Source organism: Variovorax terrae (assembly GCF_022809125.1).
In the GTDB taxonomy this organism is placed as follows: domain Bacteria; phylum Pseudomonadota; class Gammaproteobacteria; order Burkholderiales; family Burkholderiaceae_C; genus Variovorax_A; species Variovorax_A terrae.
Window position 1 is genome coordinate 267,754 of sequence record NZ_JALGBI010000001.1, and the last position, 15,778, is coordinate 283,531.

Genomic DNA, 15,778 nt, shown 5'->3' on the forward strand with positions numbered 1-15,778 from the left:
TGAGGTGAAGTTGCCCGGGGCAGATGCACTGGGCGGCTATGCAATCGATACTGTCGTCATCAATCAAAGTCAGGCTCTTCGTCGTCCAAGGCGCTCGCGTCTACACCCGCCGGTGGTACGTAGCCGCTGCGGCAGCGGTATAGGCCTCGGGTGCTGTCGGTGTCGGCGTGCCACAGTAAGGCGTGGACGCTTTGCAACCGGTGCGGGCTGATCCACTCGCCCAGCGAGTACACCGATTCGACGAACGTGACGGGTGTGGTGCTGTCACGCGCATGCGCGACTTCGCCTGGGCTGTATGGCTTGTCCCTTAGTGCTGCGTAGCCCACGGGGATGGGCACCGTCCAGCCCGTGCCCTTGCCACGCAGCGGATCGACCCAGCGCACCTTGCCATCCCCCGGCGCTGCCGCGCCTTCTGCGACGGGCATGGGTGTATGGTTGAAGCGCGCGGCATGCAGCCAGGCATCCAGCAGCGTGGCTTCGGGCTGGGTTTGCCGCAGGTGCGCTAGGCGCGTGGCCAGCAGGTCGTCACGCCCCACCAGCACATAGCCGGGCAGCCACTGGCGCCGCCACTGCTTGAACGCCACGGCCTGTGCCTCGGCGTCTTCAGGCAGCAAGGCCAGCCAGGGCCGCGTGCGCCGACCCGGTACCTTGCGCGAAGGCAGCACCGTACCGCCCGCGATGCGCAGGGTGGCTAGCACGTCGGCAATGCGCCGTGCCAGATCCTGCTCGCGGTCGTCTGCCGCCTGTGCCAGCGGCACCGCTGCACTGGCCTGCGCCACCGCAAACACCAGCGTGATGTCGAGGTGGATGCGGCCTTCCTCCACGATGGCGGCCGTGTTGCCGTGCTGGTCCACCGGGTTGCGCGTGAGGCGGAAGGTTTTGACATACCCATCCACCACCTGTTCGTCGTGCGCATGGCAGACCACGCCGACCTTGAGCAGGTGCAGCGGGGTGCCGGCCTGTGCCAGCTTGCGCTCCAGCGCCCACATCAGCCCGGTGAAGGCGGTGATGGACGGGAAGCCATGGGTGAGCGGGCTGGAGATGGCGTTGGCGTTTTGCACGCGCAGGTGGGGGAAGACCAGCAGGGCTTGGGGCTGTGTGGGGCGGTTGGCGCTCATGCGGCAGCTCCGGCAAAGAGCCACGATTCATTCGCCAGCAACACCCGACGCCAATCGCGGGCCTCCGCGTCGCCGACCGGGAGCTTGCCCTGCAACTGCGCATTGAGCCAGTTGGCAAAACGCTTACCCACCTGTTCGGGCCAGTCCATCCGGCTCCAGTCCTGGGCGAATGCTGCTTCATCGGGCCATTCCGCCCGTTCCGGGTCGAGCCAGAGCTTCTCGGGCAGCGCCAAGTCTGCGTAGCGTTCTTCCAGGCTCCAGCCTGCGGGCTGCGACTGCAACTCGCCCGCATAGATGACCACCTCGTCCACCAGGCTGTCCAGAAAATCATCCACCGCCTGGCGGGTATGGCGGTTGGGCTCCGGGTTGGTCAGCAAGAACGCCAGGAAGGCCTTGACCGTGGTGCGCACGGCAGGCCGCGCGCCGAAGCTGCGGTCGAACACAGATTTGGCGTTTACCGGTAGATAGCGCTGACTGCTCTGCCACGCATGGGGCGGTAAGGATGCCAAGAGGTAGTTTTCGCCTCGGCGCTCGCTGTTGAGGTGCGAAATATTCTGCGGTTTAGTGCCGCCTAATTTTTGTACGGCCCAACCTCTGTACTCCTGATAAACACCCTGGTGTGCCTTTCCGTCCCGCCTCGCCTTGCGGGCGGCATGGTTGTCCTCGCCATACCGAGTGGGGTGAATCTGCAGATACGCTTGATGCACCAATGACGCTGGATAAAGAGGCACGAGTATGTGGTACTGACCGTCATTGGATGGGTCGTTGCCGGTCAGCCAATACACCTGTTTTTCTCGGGCATGTGTCGCAGGCTTGGTGCACTTGCTCTCCAGTAAACGTAGCAAGTCGCTTGCGATCGCAGCTGGGTTGGCGGAATAGGTAGAAAGCGTGTCGATGGCATCCGGATCATCAGCCTGGAGCAGTTCACCCAACGTTGAACCATCAATCCGGCAGTCCAGCAGCAGATAAAGCTCATAGGCTGCTGCGTTGTAAGCGCCATCACCGGTCGTATCAGCAAGGCTTTCCCGAGAGTTCAAGAGATGCGAGCCGACTTCGTTCAGTGTCTTAAGTTCCTCAAAGCGGATGGCCAAATTGGTAACGTCCTTGATCCTCAGATCTGGATGAATGCCTTTGGCTGTGTGAGTGGCAACCGTCATTGCGTTCGCCTTGACTCCCTTTGCCAAAATTTGTGCGAGCTGGTACTTCTCATGCGCCTTGGCGACCTCTTGTCGCGCCAAAGCATCATTCTTTCCTTCCCATTTTTCCAGTGCCCTGGCAAGCCGTCTGGCTATATGGGTCTGCATGACCCGTCGTATTCGCTGGCTGCGTGCAGTCGGTTGTTCATTGCTTTCCAATTCACTCCTCCTTGTCAAAACCCAACACTTCATGAAACCGCCAGCCCTGCACCGATTGCGGAAGGCTGGCGGTGGCGATCTTTTCTGCGCTGCGCCGCAGCGGTTGGTCTTGCTGTTCGGCCCACTGTTGCAGCGCCGCCAGCAAATCCAGCTGCATCCAGGGCGTGATGCGCTCGCCGTACATATCGGCATTGCGTACGGGATGGACCAGACTCTGGATGGGCACAAACAGTTTTTCTCGCGGGCCTGCGCCGTCGTCCACCCGGTGCAAGGTCAAGGCCTCTGCATCATCGTCGGGCAGCCATGCCACGTCCACACGGGGCAATGGGTCGTAGCGGAAACGCTGGAACTGCGGCAGCAGCCCGGTGAGCCAAAGACTGCCCGGCGCAGACCAATGCAAGCTCGCGTCGCGTGCGACGGGGGTATAGAAGCTGCTGCCGGCACCACGTGGCAGCATGGTGTCGCGCATGCGGGCGTGCTCCAGGTCCACCCACAGGGTTCGGGGCTGCAGCCTGTCACGCGGCGCAATGCGGGGGCGGGCGTCGATGGCGCCGTCCTGTGCAGCCAGCTCGGGCAACAGGTCCGCCAGGCGGTGCGACTGTAGATGGAAGTGCGTGGCCGAGTCGCGCAGGTCGGCGGGCTTCACATCTTTGGGGACCTCGACCCGTTTCATTTCAAAGCCGGGTTTGCAGAACACTGCATCGTCCGCATTCTTCCTCTCCATACTGCGCAAATTGCTGTCCAGCACCACCATATTGGCCCGCTCCACGGCACCGGGCCGGTGCCGCCGCACACGGCCCGCGAGCTGGATCAGCGAGCGCATGGAAGAGGGCTCCACCACGGCCCAGTCGTAGTCATGGTCACGTCCCACTTCCGTGACGGGGCTGCCCAGCACGATGAACAGATGGTGCGGTTCGGGGTATGTCTCCAGCAGCGCGCGCACCGTGGGCCGGGCCAGTGCGGGGTCTGCGGTGTCGTCCGGCGCGTCTTTGGCTTGACGCCGGTTGAGCACGGTGTCGAGCTGGTGCTCGATGTCCGAGCGGGTGAGCAGTGGAAACTGCGAGTGGTACACACACGGATGGATGCGCACGTCCGCCGCAGGCGCGCCGAGGCGGAACATGGCCAGGGCCACGTCGAACAGCGGGTCGATGTTGGCCATACGAACCAGGCCAAAGCTGACGCGTTTGCCGGTAGGGGTGTCGATGTGATGGTTTTGCGCATCCTGGTGCAGGTCCCATGCGCGCTGCAGCACGAAATAGGCGAAACCCTCGCGGCGCTCGTCGGTGCGCATGCCATGCCAATCGCTGGGCAGCGACACCAGTGTGGCGCGGCGGCGCACTTCGGCCTTTGCCAGGGCGGCGCAACGCTGTTGCACAAACTCGGCATGTGCGGTGCGGAAGTCGCCCGCATCGCCGGTGCCTGCACAGGGTGCGTGGGTTTGCGCAAACTCGTCCACCCACAGGCAGCACAGCGCAAAGGGTTCGTCAGGGCGTTCGCTGCGGTGGCGCTGGTAATGCGCCCGCCCGTCGCGGTAGGCCAGGTACAAGCCCTCCACCAAGGCCGGTGGCAAGGTGGCGGACGACAGCAGCACGCGCGAGCCCAGTAGCCCGGCCCAGTGCACCAGCCGGGTGAGTGCGGGCAGGTCGGCCATGTCGAAGTCGTCGGGCTCGTCCAGCACCAGATCGCCCGTCATCAACCGCAGCATCGGCGCGATCTGGCGCCCGCCACGCAGGCTTTCGGTGGCGGGCGTGAGGTGGTCGATGGTGCAGACCAGCAGCGGGGCGGCCAGCAGGGAGCGGGTCTGTGCGTCGCTGGTCAAACGCATGAGCAAGGGGTGCTGGTCGTTGCCCTCGAACAGCACCTGACCGCCTTCATCGAGCAGGGCCTGGGCGGATGCCGAGCCAGTTGCTTCGGCCCGGGCTTCGTAGTAGGCGAAGAGTTCGCGGCTGGCGGCGCCGCCGACCTTGATGGCCAACTGGTCATCGCCCAGGCCCAGATCGTGCTGGAAGCTGCGTCCCGTTTGTAGGGTCAGCGTGCGCAGCCCCATGGCGAAGGCGCAGCGCAGACCGAGCTTGGGGTCGGCCAGCGCATTCATGATGCGGGCGTTGCCCAGCGTCTTGCCAGAACCAGTGGACGCCATGTTGACGATGAAGGCGCCCTGCTGCGCGGCGCTGTGGCGCATACTGGCGGCCAGGTCGGCGGCCTTGTCCTGCCATTGAAAGCGGGCGTTGCCGGTGCGTTTCTTCAAGCCTTTGTGGCCTTGCAGCGCGGGCAGGTTGCGCACCAGGCTGGGCAGGGCGTGGGTGATGATGCTGGCATGGGCTTGCACGCCCAGCAGGTGTTCGTCCAGCGTCTGGTTGCGCACCGTGTCGCCGGCCGCGTTGCGGGTGGTGTTGGCGTACAGCTTGGCGTGGGCTTGCAAGTGCGCAGCGCGCTCCGGCACGGGCTGGTCGCGCAAGGCGCCAGGGGTGTTGCCGGTCTGCGCGGGTGTTTGCAGGCCGAGGCTGGAGTAGTGATGGTCGGCCAGCATCAGGCACAGCCGTGCGACGTGGGCGACGAACGGGTCGGCGAGCCATAACGCGTCCACGGTGCTGGACGGTAAGGCCTGCAGCTTGCGGGCGAAGCGCGCTGCCTGCTTGCGCCAAGCAGGATTGCGCACAGGCAAGCCGTACGGGAAATGCCAATGGTCGCGCAGGCTGACAGTGCTGATGGATTCGCGCGGCTCGTTCCAGTCGGCATTGATCTGCTGCAGCAATCCGTCCAGATGGATGCGGTTCAGGAACTTGGGTTTGGTGCCAAAGCGCCGCCATTTGACGGCGCCATCCTCTTGCGCTTCGTCCGATGCATTTGCCTTGTTCTCCACGGGCTTGCAGGGCAAGCGGTGGTGAGTCAACACCAGCCAGGCGATGGCCCGGGCCAGTGGCGGCAGCACCGCAAAGGGGTTGTGCTGTGTGTCTTCTTCTTTGAAGTCGATCCCGTCGCGCAGCAGGCGGCCGGTGGTATGGTCCAGCCACAGCGTCTCGAAGACAATGGCATCCGTCGCCTCATCTGCTGCACCTGCCAGGCGTTGTAGCCAGCCGGCATCGTTGTCCGAGCCGACAAAGGCCTGGAACAAGCGCACCGACACCCATTCATGGCGGTAGTGGTTGCGTTCCCTGAGCCCGGGGTTGCGCAGCCGGTCCTGGAACGCCTGCGTGGCCTTGCCCAGGTCGTGCAGCAGGGCCGCCAGCGCGGCCAGTGCGCTGATAGCGGGAAGCTGGTGCCAGGTGTTCTCATCCTCGGCACGCAGCACGTTGCTGGCGGTGGCGTTTGTGGGAACGGTCCCTTGCTCGTTGAACTGCCGCCCATCCCCCACCACCCACAGCAGCTCGCTGTGATCCAGTCCGCGAATCCAGTGGCAGGCCACGGCGGTGTTCTTGCGGGCAGTCTTGCGCAGCAGGCGGCGCAGTGTGTCCAGCCCATCCTGGGTGATCGGGGTTTGCCAGGTGCGGTCGCCGCGCCGCTCGGCAAACTGGTCGAGGATGCGGCGGGTTTCAGTCAGTGCGCGTTTGCTGCACTGGGAGATCAGCAGCACGTTCATGGCGCGCGCGGCTCCTGCGTGGCGCTGGCCTGGGCCTGGCGGCCAAGCTGCAGGGCCACGGCTTGCAGGGTATCGATCATGAAGTCCAGGGCTTCCCCCCGAGTCAGACTTTCGATACAGGCACGCCGGAACTCCTGCTCGGAGTCGCCGCGCTGGGCTGAAACGAAGGCTTGTGGCAGGATGTGAGCATCTTTCACCAGATCTGCCACGTCAAACACCAGGCCGCCGCGCCGAGTCTTGCCGTGCAGCACGGCAAGGCCGTGAGGCAGGCCCAGCACCCAGGTGGCTGTGGCGCCCAATCCATAGGCCAGGTAGTTGCCGTGGTCGAGGAAGCTGTTGGCGGGATCGGCGCCAGTGCCCCGCTTGGCGCGGGTAAATTCGCCGTACCCTGTGGCCTGGGCCGCGAGCTTGAACAGATGTTTGGTGAGACGCGCTTCTTCCGTCAGCAATGCGGTGTTGTCAGGCGCGGCGGCGACATTGCGCGTGGACGCCTCCAGGGCCTTGTGCAGCATGCCGGCATCAACCGAGAAGCCTGCATCGCGCAGTGGCCGGCTCATCCACTGCCGCTGGATGCGTTCGAGTCGCGCTTGCTGGAACGCCTTGGCGGCTGTCAGGCGCAGAGCGTCATCGAACCAGAAGCGCACCCAGTGCTGAAGGTACTCCGTGGGCCGGTACTCGCTTTGCGGGGAGAACCAAGCGACTTCGATATCTGCTTCGTTGGCGGTGAACAGAGGCGTCCCGCCGCCACCGCAGAAGCCCACCAGCACCCCCGCCTTGGCCAGTTCCCGCATGGCGGCCTGGGTCACGGAGGTGCCGGTGCCCAGTAGCACCGTGGTCGTGTTCGCGATGGGGATGTTCCAGTAAAGCGATCGCTTGCCTTGGTCAGTCACATACTCGACGCGGCCGCCGTTGACCAGTACGCGGCAATGTTCCAGGTAGTAGAGGTTGGCCCGCTTGGAGTGCAGGATCGTCTTGAGGTCGGAGGCGGCCAAGTTCTCCACAGGTGTGTGCTATGGCAGAGGGGCTGTCTGCGGTCGCGCATGGCGCGCGATCAGGATCTGCGCCACGTAATAGCTGCCCAGCACCCACAGCGGCGCCAGCGGCAGCGGCTGGACGAATCTGTTCAGCGCCAGCAGCGAGTCGCTGAGCATGAAGCACAGCGCACCCGCGGCCACCGCGGTGGCGTGCGGGTTGCGCAGCACGGCGGCGCGGCCGAGGGCCTGGGCGCCCATGAGCGCGATCACCAGCACATAGGCGGCCACCGGCCCGCGCAGCGCGTCCGGCAGGCCGTGCGTCCAGAGGAAGGCGTACATCGCGGCGCCGTAGAGCAGGGTGGCCGCCAGCGCGCGGCGGCTCGGGAACCAAGGCAGCCCTTGCTTGAACAGCGCGATGTAGCCCAGGTGGGCCAGCAGGAAAGCCACCAGCCCTGGGATGAAGAAGCCCTCGAACATCAGGAACACGTCGCCCGCCAGCGAACAGACGAGCGCGGCCAGCAAAAAGGCATCAAATCGGCCCGATGTCCTCGTCCCGCGGTCGCGGAGCGCTACGAAAACGATAGCAATCGACAGGGCCAGCGGCTTGAAGACCTGGTGCAGCGCCACCCAGCCCTCGGCACTGGTGGCGGTGGACAGCGCGGCGGCGTCGACCAGCAGCATCTCCAGCACCGTGAGGCGGCCCTGCATCACGGCGCCCACGGCCCAGAAGCCGGCGGCCAGAACGCCCAGCCAGACCGCGGCCCGCGCCAGCGGCAGTTCGTCGGAGAACCACAGGAACAGCGACACGCCCATCAGCAGCGCCACGAACTGCAGCACGCCGAACGCCGTCACTGCCCGGCTCATCGGCGGGTGGAAGGTCTGCACCTGTGCGATGTCGAAGGCCGGCTTGGGAAAGCGCGCGGCCACGTCGGCCGGCCGCCAGCCCGGCGGCTTGATCCACACGCGCAGCTTGTCGGCCCAGCTCTGGGCGTGCCAGCTGTCCTTGAACAGGCCCCAGTAGACCTCGGCGTTGGCCCACAGCGGGTCCCAGCTGTTGAGCGGGCTGCGCGTGCCGTAGACGCACTTCTCGTCTTCTTCCTTGAAGCTGCCGAACAGGCGGTCCCACAGGATCAGAATGCCGCCGTAGTTGCGGTCGAGGTAGGCGTCGTTCACCGCGTGGTGCACGCGGTGGTTGGAGGGCGAGGCGAACACGCGGTCGAACCAGCCGAGCCGGGGCACCAGCTCGGTGTGGATCCAATACTGGTAGAGCAGGTCGATCAGCGCCACGATGCCGAACACCAGCGGCGGCACGCCGGCCACCGCCATCGGCACGTAGAAGATCCAGCCGAGCAGCGCGCCGCTGCTGGTCTGGCGCAGCGCGGTCGAGAGGTTGTAGTCCTGGCTCTGGTGGTGTACCACGTGCGCGGCCCACAGCACGGCCGACTCGTGGCCCAGCCGGTGCAGCCAGTAGTAGCAGAAGTCGTAGAACACCAGCGCGGTCAGCCAGCCGTACCAGGTGTTCCAGAACGCGGCGTCGGGAAACAGCGCCACCGAGCTGTAGATCGCGGTGTAGATGCCGATGCTGAACACCTTCAGGAACACGCCGCTGAGCTGGCTCAGGGCGCCCAGGCTGATGCTGTTGACGGCGTCGTTGAGGCGGTAGGGGTTGCGGCCCGTGGCGCGGCCCCAGGCGTATTCCAGCGCGATCAGCAGGAAGAACACCGGCGTGGCGAAGACGATGATTTTGCCCATTGCCCGATTGTGCGGCGGCCTAGGTCAGCGCGCCTCTGGCATCAACCCTGATGATGCGCTCCACCGTGCCGTGCAGCAGCCCGCCGCGCACGCCGATCAGGTGATCGTGCAGGTTGACCGTGGGGTCGCAGTGGCCGGGGATCAGCCACAGCATGCGCCCGAGTTCGGGCAGGCGGTCGTTGGCGCCGGCGGCGCGCAGCACGCCGTGCTCGTCGCCGCCGTTGAGGTAGGTCAGCTCGTAGCCGGGCTCCAGCGCGTGCACCAGCGGCAGGCCGGAGTCGATGGCGTGGCTCTTGTGGCCGGCGTCGCAGACGGCGTGGTCGGCCCCGACGCTGATGACCTGGGTCTTGACGAACAGCGCGTGCTCGAACTGCGGCTGCGCGGCGTCGCGCTCGTTCTTGGCGTAGTCGGCGTCCATGAACAGGAAGGAGCCGGCCTGCAGCTCGCCATAGACGCCGCTGGCGGCCTCCAGCACGAAGGTGCCGGTGCCGGCGCCGGTGACCAGGTCCACCGGAATGCCCGCCGCTTCGATGAGCCGGCGGGTGTAGGTGACGTCGTCCACCGCGATGGCGATGGCCTCGCGCCGCTGCTGCACCGTGCGCAGGTGCTGCGCCCGGCCGTGGTAGGCCTGCAGCCCGGCAAAGCGCAGCGGGGCGTGCCGGCCGATGGCCTGCGCCAGCACGAGCGCGGCTTCGCCCGGCACCACGCCGCAGCGGCCCTGGCCGACGTCGATTTCCACGAACACGTCGATCACGGCCGCGCTGCCGGCCATCGCCTCGGCCAGCCGCGCCACGCCGTCCAGGCTGTCCACCGCGATGGCCAGCCGGCCCTGGCGGGCCGCCAGGGCCTGGGCCAGCGCTGCCACGCGGCGCAGCTTGGGCAGCGCGATGACTTCGTTGCTGATGTAGATGTCGGTCACGCCGCCGGCGGCCAGGGCCTCGGCTTCGGCGGTCTTCTGCACGCACACGCCCACGGCGCCGGCCTGCATCTGCAGCCGGGCCAGCGCCGCGCTCTTGTGCATCTTGGCGTGCGGGCGCAGCCGCACGCCGTGCTTGCGGGTGAACTCGGCCATGCGCGTGAGGTTGCGCTCCATGGCGTCGAGGTCGATCACCAGCGCCGGCGTGTCGATGGCGTCCGTGCGCTGGCCGATGAGCTGCCGCAGGGCCTGGCCGAGGCCGGCCCGGGCCCCCTCGGGCGGCGCCGCGCGCTGCGTTGCGGCGGGTTCATCAGGCAGAGGTTTCGTCGAGGGATTCATCATCGAGATGGTGGGTGTCGGACCAGCCGACCAGTGTCAGCCCTTCGGGCGTCCAGAGCAAGCGGTTGATGGCGGCGTTGCCGAGCTCCCAGGTGCGCGGCGCCTGCAGGCCCTGGCCGGTGGCGGCGCGGTACAGCACGTCGAGCACGCCGCCGTGGCCCACCAGCATGATCTGTTCGCCCGGGTGGTGCGCGGCCAGGCGGTGGGCCGTGCGCGTGACGCGCTCGCGGAACTGCAGCAGCGACTCGCCGCCCTCGGGGGCGAATTCCGGGTCGCGCTTGCGCCAGCGCAGGGCCTGCTCGGGCAGCACGGCCTCGATCTCGGCGAAGGTCTTGCCCTGGAAGATGCCGAAGCCGCGCTCGCGCAGGCCCGGGTCGGTGATCACGGGCAGCCCGCTGGCGCGGCCCACCGACAGCGCGGTGTCATGGGCCCGCCCGAGGTCGCTGCTGTAGATCGCCTGGAGCGGCTCGCCCGCCAGCGCCCGCGCCAGGCGGCGGGCCTGCTGGCGGCCGGTGTCGTTGAGCGGGATGTCGAGCTGGCCCTGGATGCGCGTGTCCACGTTCCAGGCGGTTTCGCCGTGGCGGATGGCGATGATGCGGGTGGCGTCCATCGGGTCGATTCTAGTGGTGCCTCCACGGCGGCCTGGCGGCCCGCGGCCGCGCCGCCGGGCGGGGCTCGCCTCAGCGCGGGATTTCGATGTCGACCCGGCGCAGGCCCGTCGGCGGCGTCGGGAAGCCCTGCAGCGCGGCGTCGAACATCACGGGCAGGATGCTTGCGCTGTCGGGCCAGGGGCCGTCGTGCGCGGCGCGGGTTTCATAGACCACGAGGTTGCTGGCCAGGTCGCGCATCACGAGGCTGACTTCGCGCTGGTACCAGGGCGATTCAGGAAAGCGCGGGTAGGGCGCCAGGTAGGCGCCGCGGCCCCAGTAGCCATAGCCGTAGGGGCCGCCGCGGCCCCAGCCGTCGCCCGGCCCGGCCCAGGGCGGCAGCATGCGCTGCACGCGTGCGTCGATCTGGATGCTGTAGCTCGGCGCGGCGTCGTCGCGCCGCAGGCCGACCTTGGCCAGCGCCTGCTGGGCCATGGCCTCGAGCTGGTCCTGCGAGGCGCCCGGCCGCTGCTGCGAGGGCAGGCGCTCGAAGCGGTAGGCGGCGTGGGCCGGGCCGGGCAGGGCCTTCAGGGTGGAGAAGCTGCTCACGTCGCTGTCCACCAGCAGGGTGGAGGCACAGCCGCTGAGCAGGAATGCTATGAAAAGGAGAGCGCCCAATGACCGCTGCACAAGGACCTCCGGCGGATTTCGTTCAGATTTTGATGACTTGCAGGCCAAGCAGGGCGGCCGGGGCGAATTCCTCGGGGTCGAACGCCTTGTCGCCATCCTCGCTGGCCACGCCTGTGGCCTTGAGACCCTTGAAGTCGTGCCGCGTTCCGTCCATCAGGTGCGAGGGCACGATATTTTGTAACGCGCTGAACATGTTCTCGGTGCGGCCCGGGTGCTTTTTCTCCCACTCGCGCAGCATCGCCGCGACCTGCTTGCGCTGCAGGTTCTCCTGGCTGCCGCAGAGCGTGCAGGGGATGATGGGGAACTGCCGGTGCTCGGCCCAGCGGATCAGGTCCTTCTCGGCCACGTAGGCCAGCGGGCGGATCACGACGTGGCGGCCGTCGTCGCTCACCAGCTTTGGGGGCATGCCCTTGAGCTTGCCGCCGAAGAACATGTTGAGGAAGAAGGTCTGCAGCATGTCGTCGCGGTGGTGGCCCAGCGCGAGCTTGGTGGCGCCGAGTTCGTCGGCCACGCGGTACAGGATGCCGCGGCGCAGCCGGCTGCACAGGCTGCACATCGTCTTGCCCTCGGGAATCTTGTCCTTGACGATGGAGTAGGTGTCCTGGTTCTCGATGTGGAAGGGCACGCCGAGCTGCGTCAGGTACTCGGGCAGCACATGGGCCGGGAAGCCGGGCTGCTTCTGGTCGAGGTTGACGGCGATCAGCTCGAAATGGATCGGCGCGCGCGCCTTCATCTTGAGCAGGATGTCGAGCAGGCCGTAGCTGTCCTTGCCGCCCGAGAGGCAGACCATGACCTTGTCGCCCTCCTCGATCATGTTGTAGTCGACGATGGCGCGGCCGACCTCGCGGCACAGGCGCTTCTCGAGCTTGTGCGTTTCGCGCTCGATCTTCAGCTCCCGGGGCTTGGCCAGGGGAGCGGGCTCGTTCTCAATCCATTGGGCACTCATGGCAGGGGTCGCTTCAATCGTCCGGTTCAGGGCTGGATTGTCGGCGATCCAGGCCGGCCGCGGCGCTGCATGGCTTTTCCGGCGGGGCGGGCAGGGCGCGGCCCACCCTGCCCGCCAGTCAGTCTTTCAGGCGCGGGCCCGCGCGAAGGCCAGTGCCGCCTCGACCATGCGGCGCAGGTGCGGCTGGATGCCGGCCGCCACCTCGGGCAGGTAGTCGAACGGCAGCGCCTCCTGCATGTAGCTGCACTGCGTCATCTCGAGCTGCACGGCATGCACGTTGTCGGCCGGGCGGCCGTAGTGGCGCGTGATGTGGCCGCCCTTGAAGCGGCCGTTGAGCACGGCCGTGTAGCCCGCGGCGGCCTTGCCCATGGCCAGCAGTTCCTGCGCCAGGGCCGGGTCGCAGCTCGCGCCGTCGGCCGTGCCCAGGTTCAGGTCGGGCAGCTTGCCCTCGAAGAAGCGCGGCAGCACCGAGCGGATCGAGTGCGCATCCCACAGCACGGCCACGCCATGCGCGGCGCGGATGCGCTCCAGCTCGGTGCGCAGCTGCGCGTGGTACGGGGCCCACACGGCATCGCGGCGCCGCGCCACCTCGGCCTCGTCGGGCGCATCGGCCGGGTTGGCATAGATGGGCGTGTCGTCGAAGGTGTCCACCGGGCACAGGCCCGTGACGCTCTGGCCGGGGTAGAGGCTCGCGCCGTCGGGCGGGCGGTTCAGGTCCACCACGTAGCGCGAATGCGTGGCCACGAGGATCGAGGCGCCCAGCTCCTTGGCAAAGCCGTAGAGGCGCTCCAGGTGCCAGTCGGTGTCGGGCACCTGGCGCGCCTTACCCGTGAAGCGCGCGGCGATGGCGGGCGGCACATGCGTGCCGACGTGGGGCATGGAGATCAGCAGCGGGGCGGTGCCCTGGTGGAAGGTGAATGCGGGAAGGGCGGTGTCGGTCATGGCGTTGGCGTGAGTCTACGGGTGTCGATGGAACGGTCAGGGGGCGATGGTGGCGGCCCGCGCGGCCACGAAGGCCTGCGCGGCGCTGTCGTGCAGCGCATGGCGGCCGGCGGCCACGCGCTGCGTGCCGCCCACCCAGAGGCTGTGTAGCGCGCTCGTGCGGTGGCTGCCGAACACATGGGCTGAGAGCATGGCCTCGACCGGCAGCCCGGCGAGCGCCACATGGCCAGCGTCGAGCACGGCGAAGTCGGCCTGCTGGCCCACGGCCAGCCCCGCCACGGCGCGGCCCGCGGCCTGTGCGCCGCCCTGCACCGCTGCCAGCCACAGGGCCGTGCCCACTTGCGGCTGCGCACTGCTGGCAAGCACGTTGCGCTGGCGCAGGTGCAGGCGCTGGCTGTATTCGAGCATCAGCAGTTCCTCGGCCGCGTTCACGCAGGCGTGGCTGTCCGAGCCCACGCCCCAGGCGCCGCCGTGGCGCTGCCACAGCGGCATGTCGAAGATGCCGTCGCCCAAGTTGGCCTCGGTCGTGGGGCAGATGCCGGCCACGGTGCCCGCGCGCGCGGCGCCCGCGTACTCCTCGGGCGTCATGTGCGTGGCATGCACCAGGCACCAGCGCGCATCCACGGGCGCGTGGTCGAGTAGCCACTGCACGGGGCGCTGGCCGCTCCAGGCCACGCAGTCGTCCACCTCCTGCGTCTGCTCGGCGATGTGGATGTGGATGGGTGCGCGCGCGTCCAGCGCCGTGAGCCCCTCCACGGCCGCGCGCAGGCTGCCCTCCGGCACGGCGCGCAGCGAATGCGGGGCCAGTCCCAAAGTGGCGCCTTGTGCCCGCGTGGCGGGCGCCAGCCGCTCCAGCAAGGCGAGCATGTTGTCGGTGCTGCGGATGAAGCGCGCCTGGGTTTCGCGCGGCGGCTTGCCGCCAAAGCCGCTGGTCTGGTACAGCACGGGCAGCAGCGTGATGCCGATGCCCGCGCGCTGCGCCGCACGCAACAGCGCCAGCGAGAGCGTGGCGTCGTCGGCATAGGGCCGGCCGCCCTGGTCGTGGTGCACGTAGTGGAATTCGCAGACCGAGGTATAGCCCGCCTCCAGCATCTCCACGTAGAGCCAGGTCGCGATGGCCTCGAGCGACTCGGGCGTGATCTGCGCCGCGAAGCGGTACATGAGGTTGCGCCAGCTCCAGAAGCTGTCCTGGCCGCCATCGGGATGCTGGGCGCGGTACTCGGTCAGGCCGGCAAACGCACGCTGGAAGGCATGCGAGTGCAGGTTGGGCATGCCGGGAATCAACGGGCCGGGTGCGCGCGGCGCGCTGCCCGCCGGCGCCCCAGGCGCCACCGCCAGCAGGCGGCCCGCGGTGTCCCAGCGCAGCAGCACGTCGCGCGCCCAGCCGCCCGGCAGCAGCGCATGTTCGGCGAACAGCGCGCCGGTGGAAACGGAAGATGCCGTGTCGGTCATAGGGAAGCGGATGAAGAAAGATGGGCGGCCAGCGCCCGCGCGAAGCGCTCGTTCTCGGCCTCGGTGCCGATGGAGACGCGGATGAAATGCTCGAAGCCCGGCTCCTTCCAGGGCTTGACGATGAGGCCCTGGGCCAGCAGCGCCTCGTTCACGGGCGCGTTGGGGCGGCCGATGTCGAGGAACAGGAAGTTGGTGGCCGAAGGCGCAATGCGCATGCCCGGCAGCGCCGCCAGCCGCGCGGCCAGCACCCCGCGCAGGCGCACGGTCTCGGCCACGCCGCGCCGCATGAAGTCCTCGTCGCCCCAGGCCGCGAGCGCCGCCGCCTGCGCGGCATGGTTCACGTTGAAGGGCGTGCGCACGCGGTCGAGCAGCTGCACCAGGGCCGCATCGCTGGCCAGGCCGTAGCCCACGCGCAGGCCCGCGAGGCCCCAGGCCTTGGAGAAGGTGCGCAGCACGATCCACGGCATGGCCCGGCCGCGCAGCAGGGCCAGCACGTCGGGGTAGCCGTCCGCGTGGCGGGCGTATTCGTAGTAGGCCTCGTCCACCACGAGCAGCGTGTGCGCGGGCGTGGCGGCCAGCAGGCGCTCCATCTCGGCCGCCGTGAACATGCAGCCCACGGGGTTCGAGGGGTTGGCCAGCATGGCGATCTTGGGGCCGCGCGCCAGCGCCTCGCACCAGGCATCCACGTCGAAGCCGAGCTGCGGCGTGAGCGCGAGCAGCTCCACCTCGCCGCCCATCATGCGCGGGTAGATCTCGTGCAGGCCGAAGGCCGGGCGCTGCGTGAGCACGCGGTCGCCCGCCGACAGGAAGGCCTGGCACAGCATCTGCAGGATGTCCTCGGAGCCGTTGCCGATGACGATGGCCTCGGGCGCCACATCCGTGCGCGCGCCGATGGCCGCGCGCAGCGCGGTGCAGTTGGCGTCGGGGTAGGTGCCCACGCGCGTGGCGAGGTCGGCCAGGGCGCGCGCCACGGCGGGGCTCGCGCCATAGGGGTTCTCGTTGCTCGCCAGGCGCGCGATCTCGCTCACGCCGTAGCGTGCGCGCACGGCCTCGGACGACAGGCCCGCGTTGTAGGGCGGCAGCGGCGGCACTTCGGGCCGCGCGAGGGCATGGAGGGACGTCATCGG

At 68.1% G+C, this 15,778-nt stretch carries 12 protein-coding genes; all 12 read right to left on the minus strand.

The window, feature by feature from the left end:
- Positions 1-59: 59 nt before the first annotated feature.
- Entirely contained in the window at positions 60-1,118 is a 1,059-nt protein-coding gene (gene csy2, locus MMF98_RS01220; RefSeq protein WP_243303383.1) for a type I-F CRISPR-associated protein Csy2, read from the minus strand.
- Complete coding sequence (csy1, locus tag MMF98_RS01225) at positions 1,115-2,473, minus strand: type I-F CRISPR-associated protein Csy1 (RefSeq protein ID WP_243303385.1); 1,359 nt, start codon at positions 2,471-2,473, stop codon at positions 1,115-1,117. Before csy1 ends, csy2 begins: the two co-directional genes overlap by 4 nt.
- A gap of 1 nt (position 2,474) precedes the next feature.
- Positions 2,475-6,053 carry a type I-F CRISPR-associated helicase Cas3f gene (cas3f, locus tag MMF98_RS01230; RefSeq protein ID WP_243303388.1) on the minus strand — a complete coding sequence of 1,193 codons (3,579 nt, stop codon included), beginning with the start codon at positions 6,051-6,053 and terminating at the stop codon, positions 2,475-2,477.
- Positions 6,050-7,054, minus strand: a complete 1,005-nt coding sequence (cas1f, locus tag MMF98_RS01235; protein ID WP_243303389.1) for a type I-F CRISPR-associated endonuclease Cas1f — start codon at positions 7,052-7,054, stop codon at positions 6,050-6,052. Before cas1f ends, cas3f begins: the two co-directional genes overlap by 4 nt.
- 9 nt (positions 7,055-7,063) lie before the next feature.
- Entirely contained in the window at positions 7,064-8,779 is a 1,716-nt protein-coding gene (locus MMF98_RS01240; RefSeq protein WP_243303391.1) for a lysoplasmalogenase family protein, read from the minus strand.
- 19 nt (positions 8,780-8,798) lie between these two features.
- A complete protein-coding gene (locus tag MMF98_RS01245; RefSeq protein WP_243303393.1) occupies positions 8,799-10,034 on the minus strand; it encodes a DSD1 family PLP-dependent enzyme in 1,236 nt (411 codons plus the stop codon).
- On the minus strand, positions 10,006-10,644 hold the full coding sequence (locus MMF98_RS01250) for a histidine phosphatase family protein (protein ID WP_243303401.1): 639 nt from the start codon (positions 10,642-10,644) through the stop codon (positions 10,006-10,008). The genes MMF98_RS01245 and MMF98_RS01250 overlap by 29 nt, the downstream gene beginning before the upstream one ends.
- Before the next feature lie 70 nt (positions 10,645-10,714).
- Positions 10,715-11,299, minus strand: coding sequence for a DUF4136 domain-containing protein (locus MMF98_RS01255; RefSeq protein WP_243303403.1), 585 nt, complete (start codon positions 11,297-11,299; stop codon positions 10,715-10,717).
- A gap of 34 nt (positions 11,300-11,333) precedes the next feature.
- Positions 11,334-12,257, minus strand: a complete 924-nt coding sequence (ttcA, locus tag MMF98_RS01260) for a tRNA 2-thiocytidine(32) synthetase TtcA (RefSeq protein ID WP_243303405.1) — start codon at positions 12,255-12,257, stop codon at positions 11,334-11,336.
- Between the two features lie 126 nt (positions 12,258-12,383).
- Positions 12,384-13,199, minus strand: a complete 816-nt coding sequence (gene hutG / locus MMF98_RS01265) for an N-formylglutamate deformylase (protein WP_243303408.1) — start codon at positions 13,197-13,199, stop codon at positions 12,384-12,386.
- Positions 13,200-13,235: 36 nt separating this feature from the next.
- A complete protein-coding gene (locus tag MMF98_RS01270; RefSeq protein ID WP_243303410.1) occupies positions 13,236-14,651 on the minus strand; it encodes a formimidoylglutamate deiminase in 1,416 nt (471 codons plus the stop codon).
- Entirely contained in the window at positions 14,648-15,775 is a 1,128-nt protein-coding gene (locus tag MMF98_RS01275) for a histidinol-phosphate transaminase (protein ID WP_243303412.1), read from the minus strand. The genes MMF98_RS01270 and MMF98_RS01275 overlap by 4 nt, the downstream gene beginning before the upstream one ends.
- Positions 15,776-15,778 lie beyond the last annotated feature (3 nt).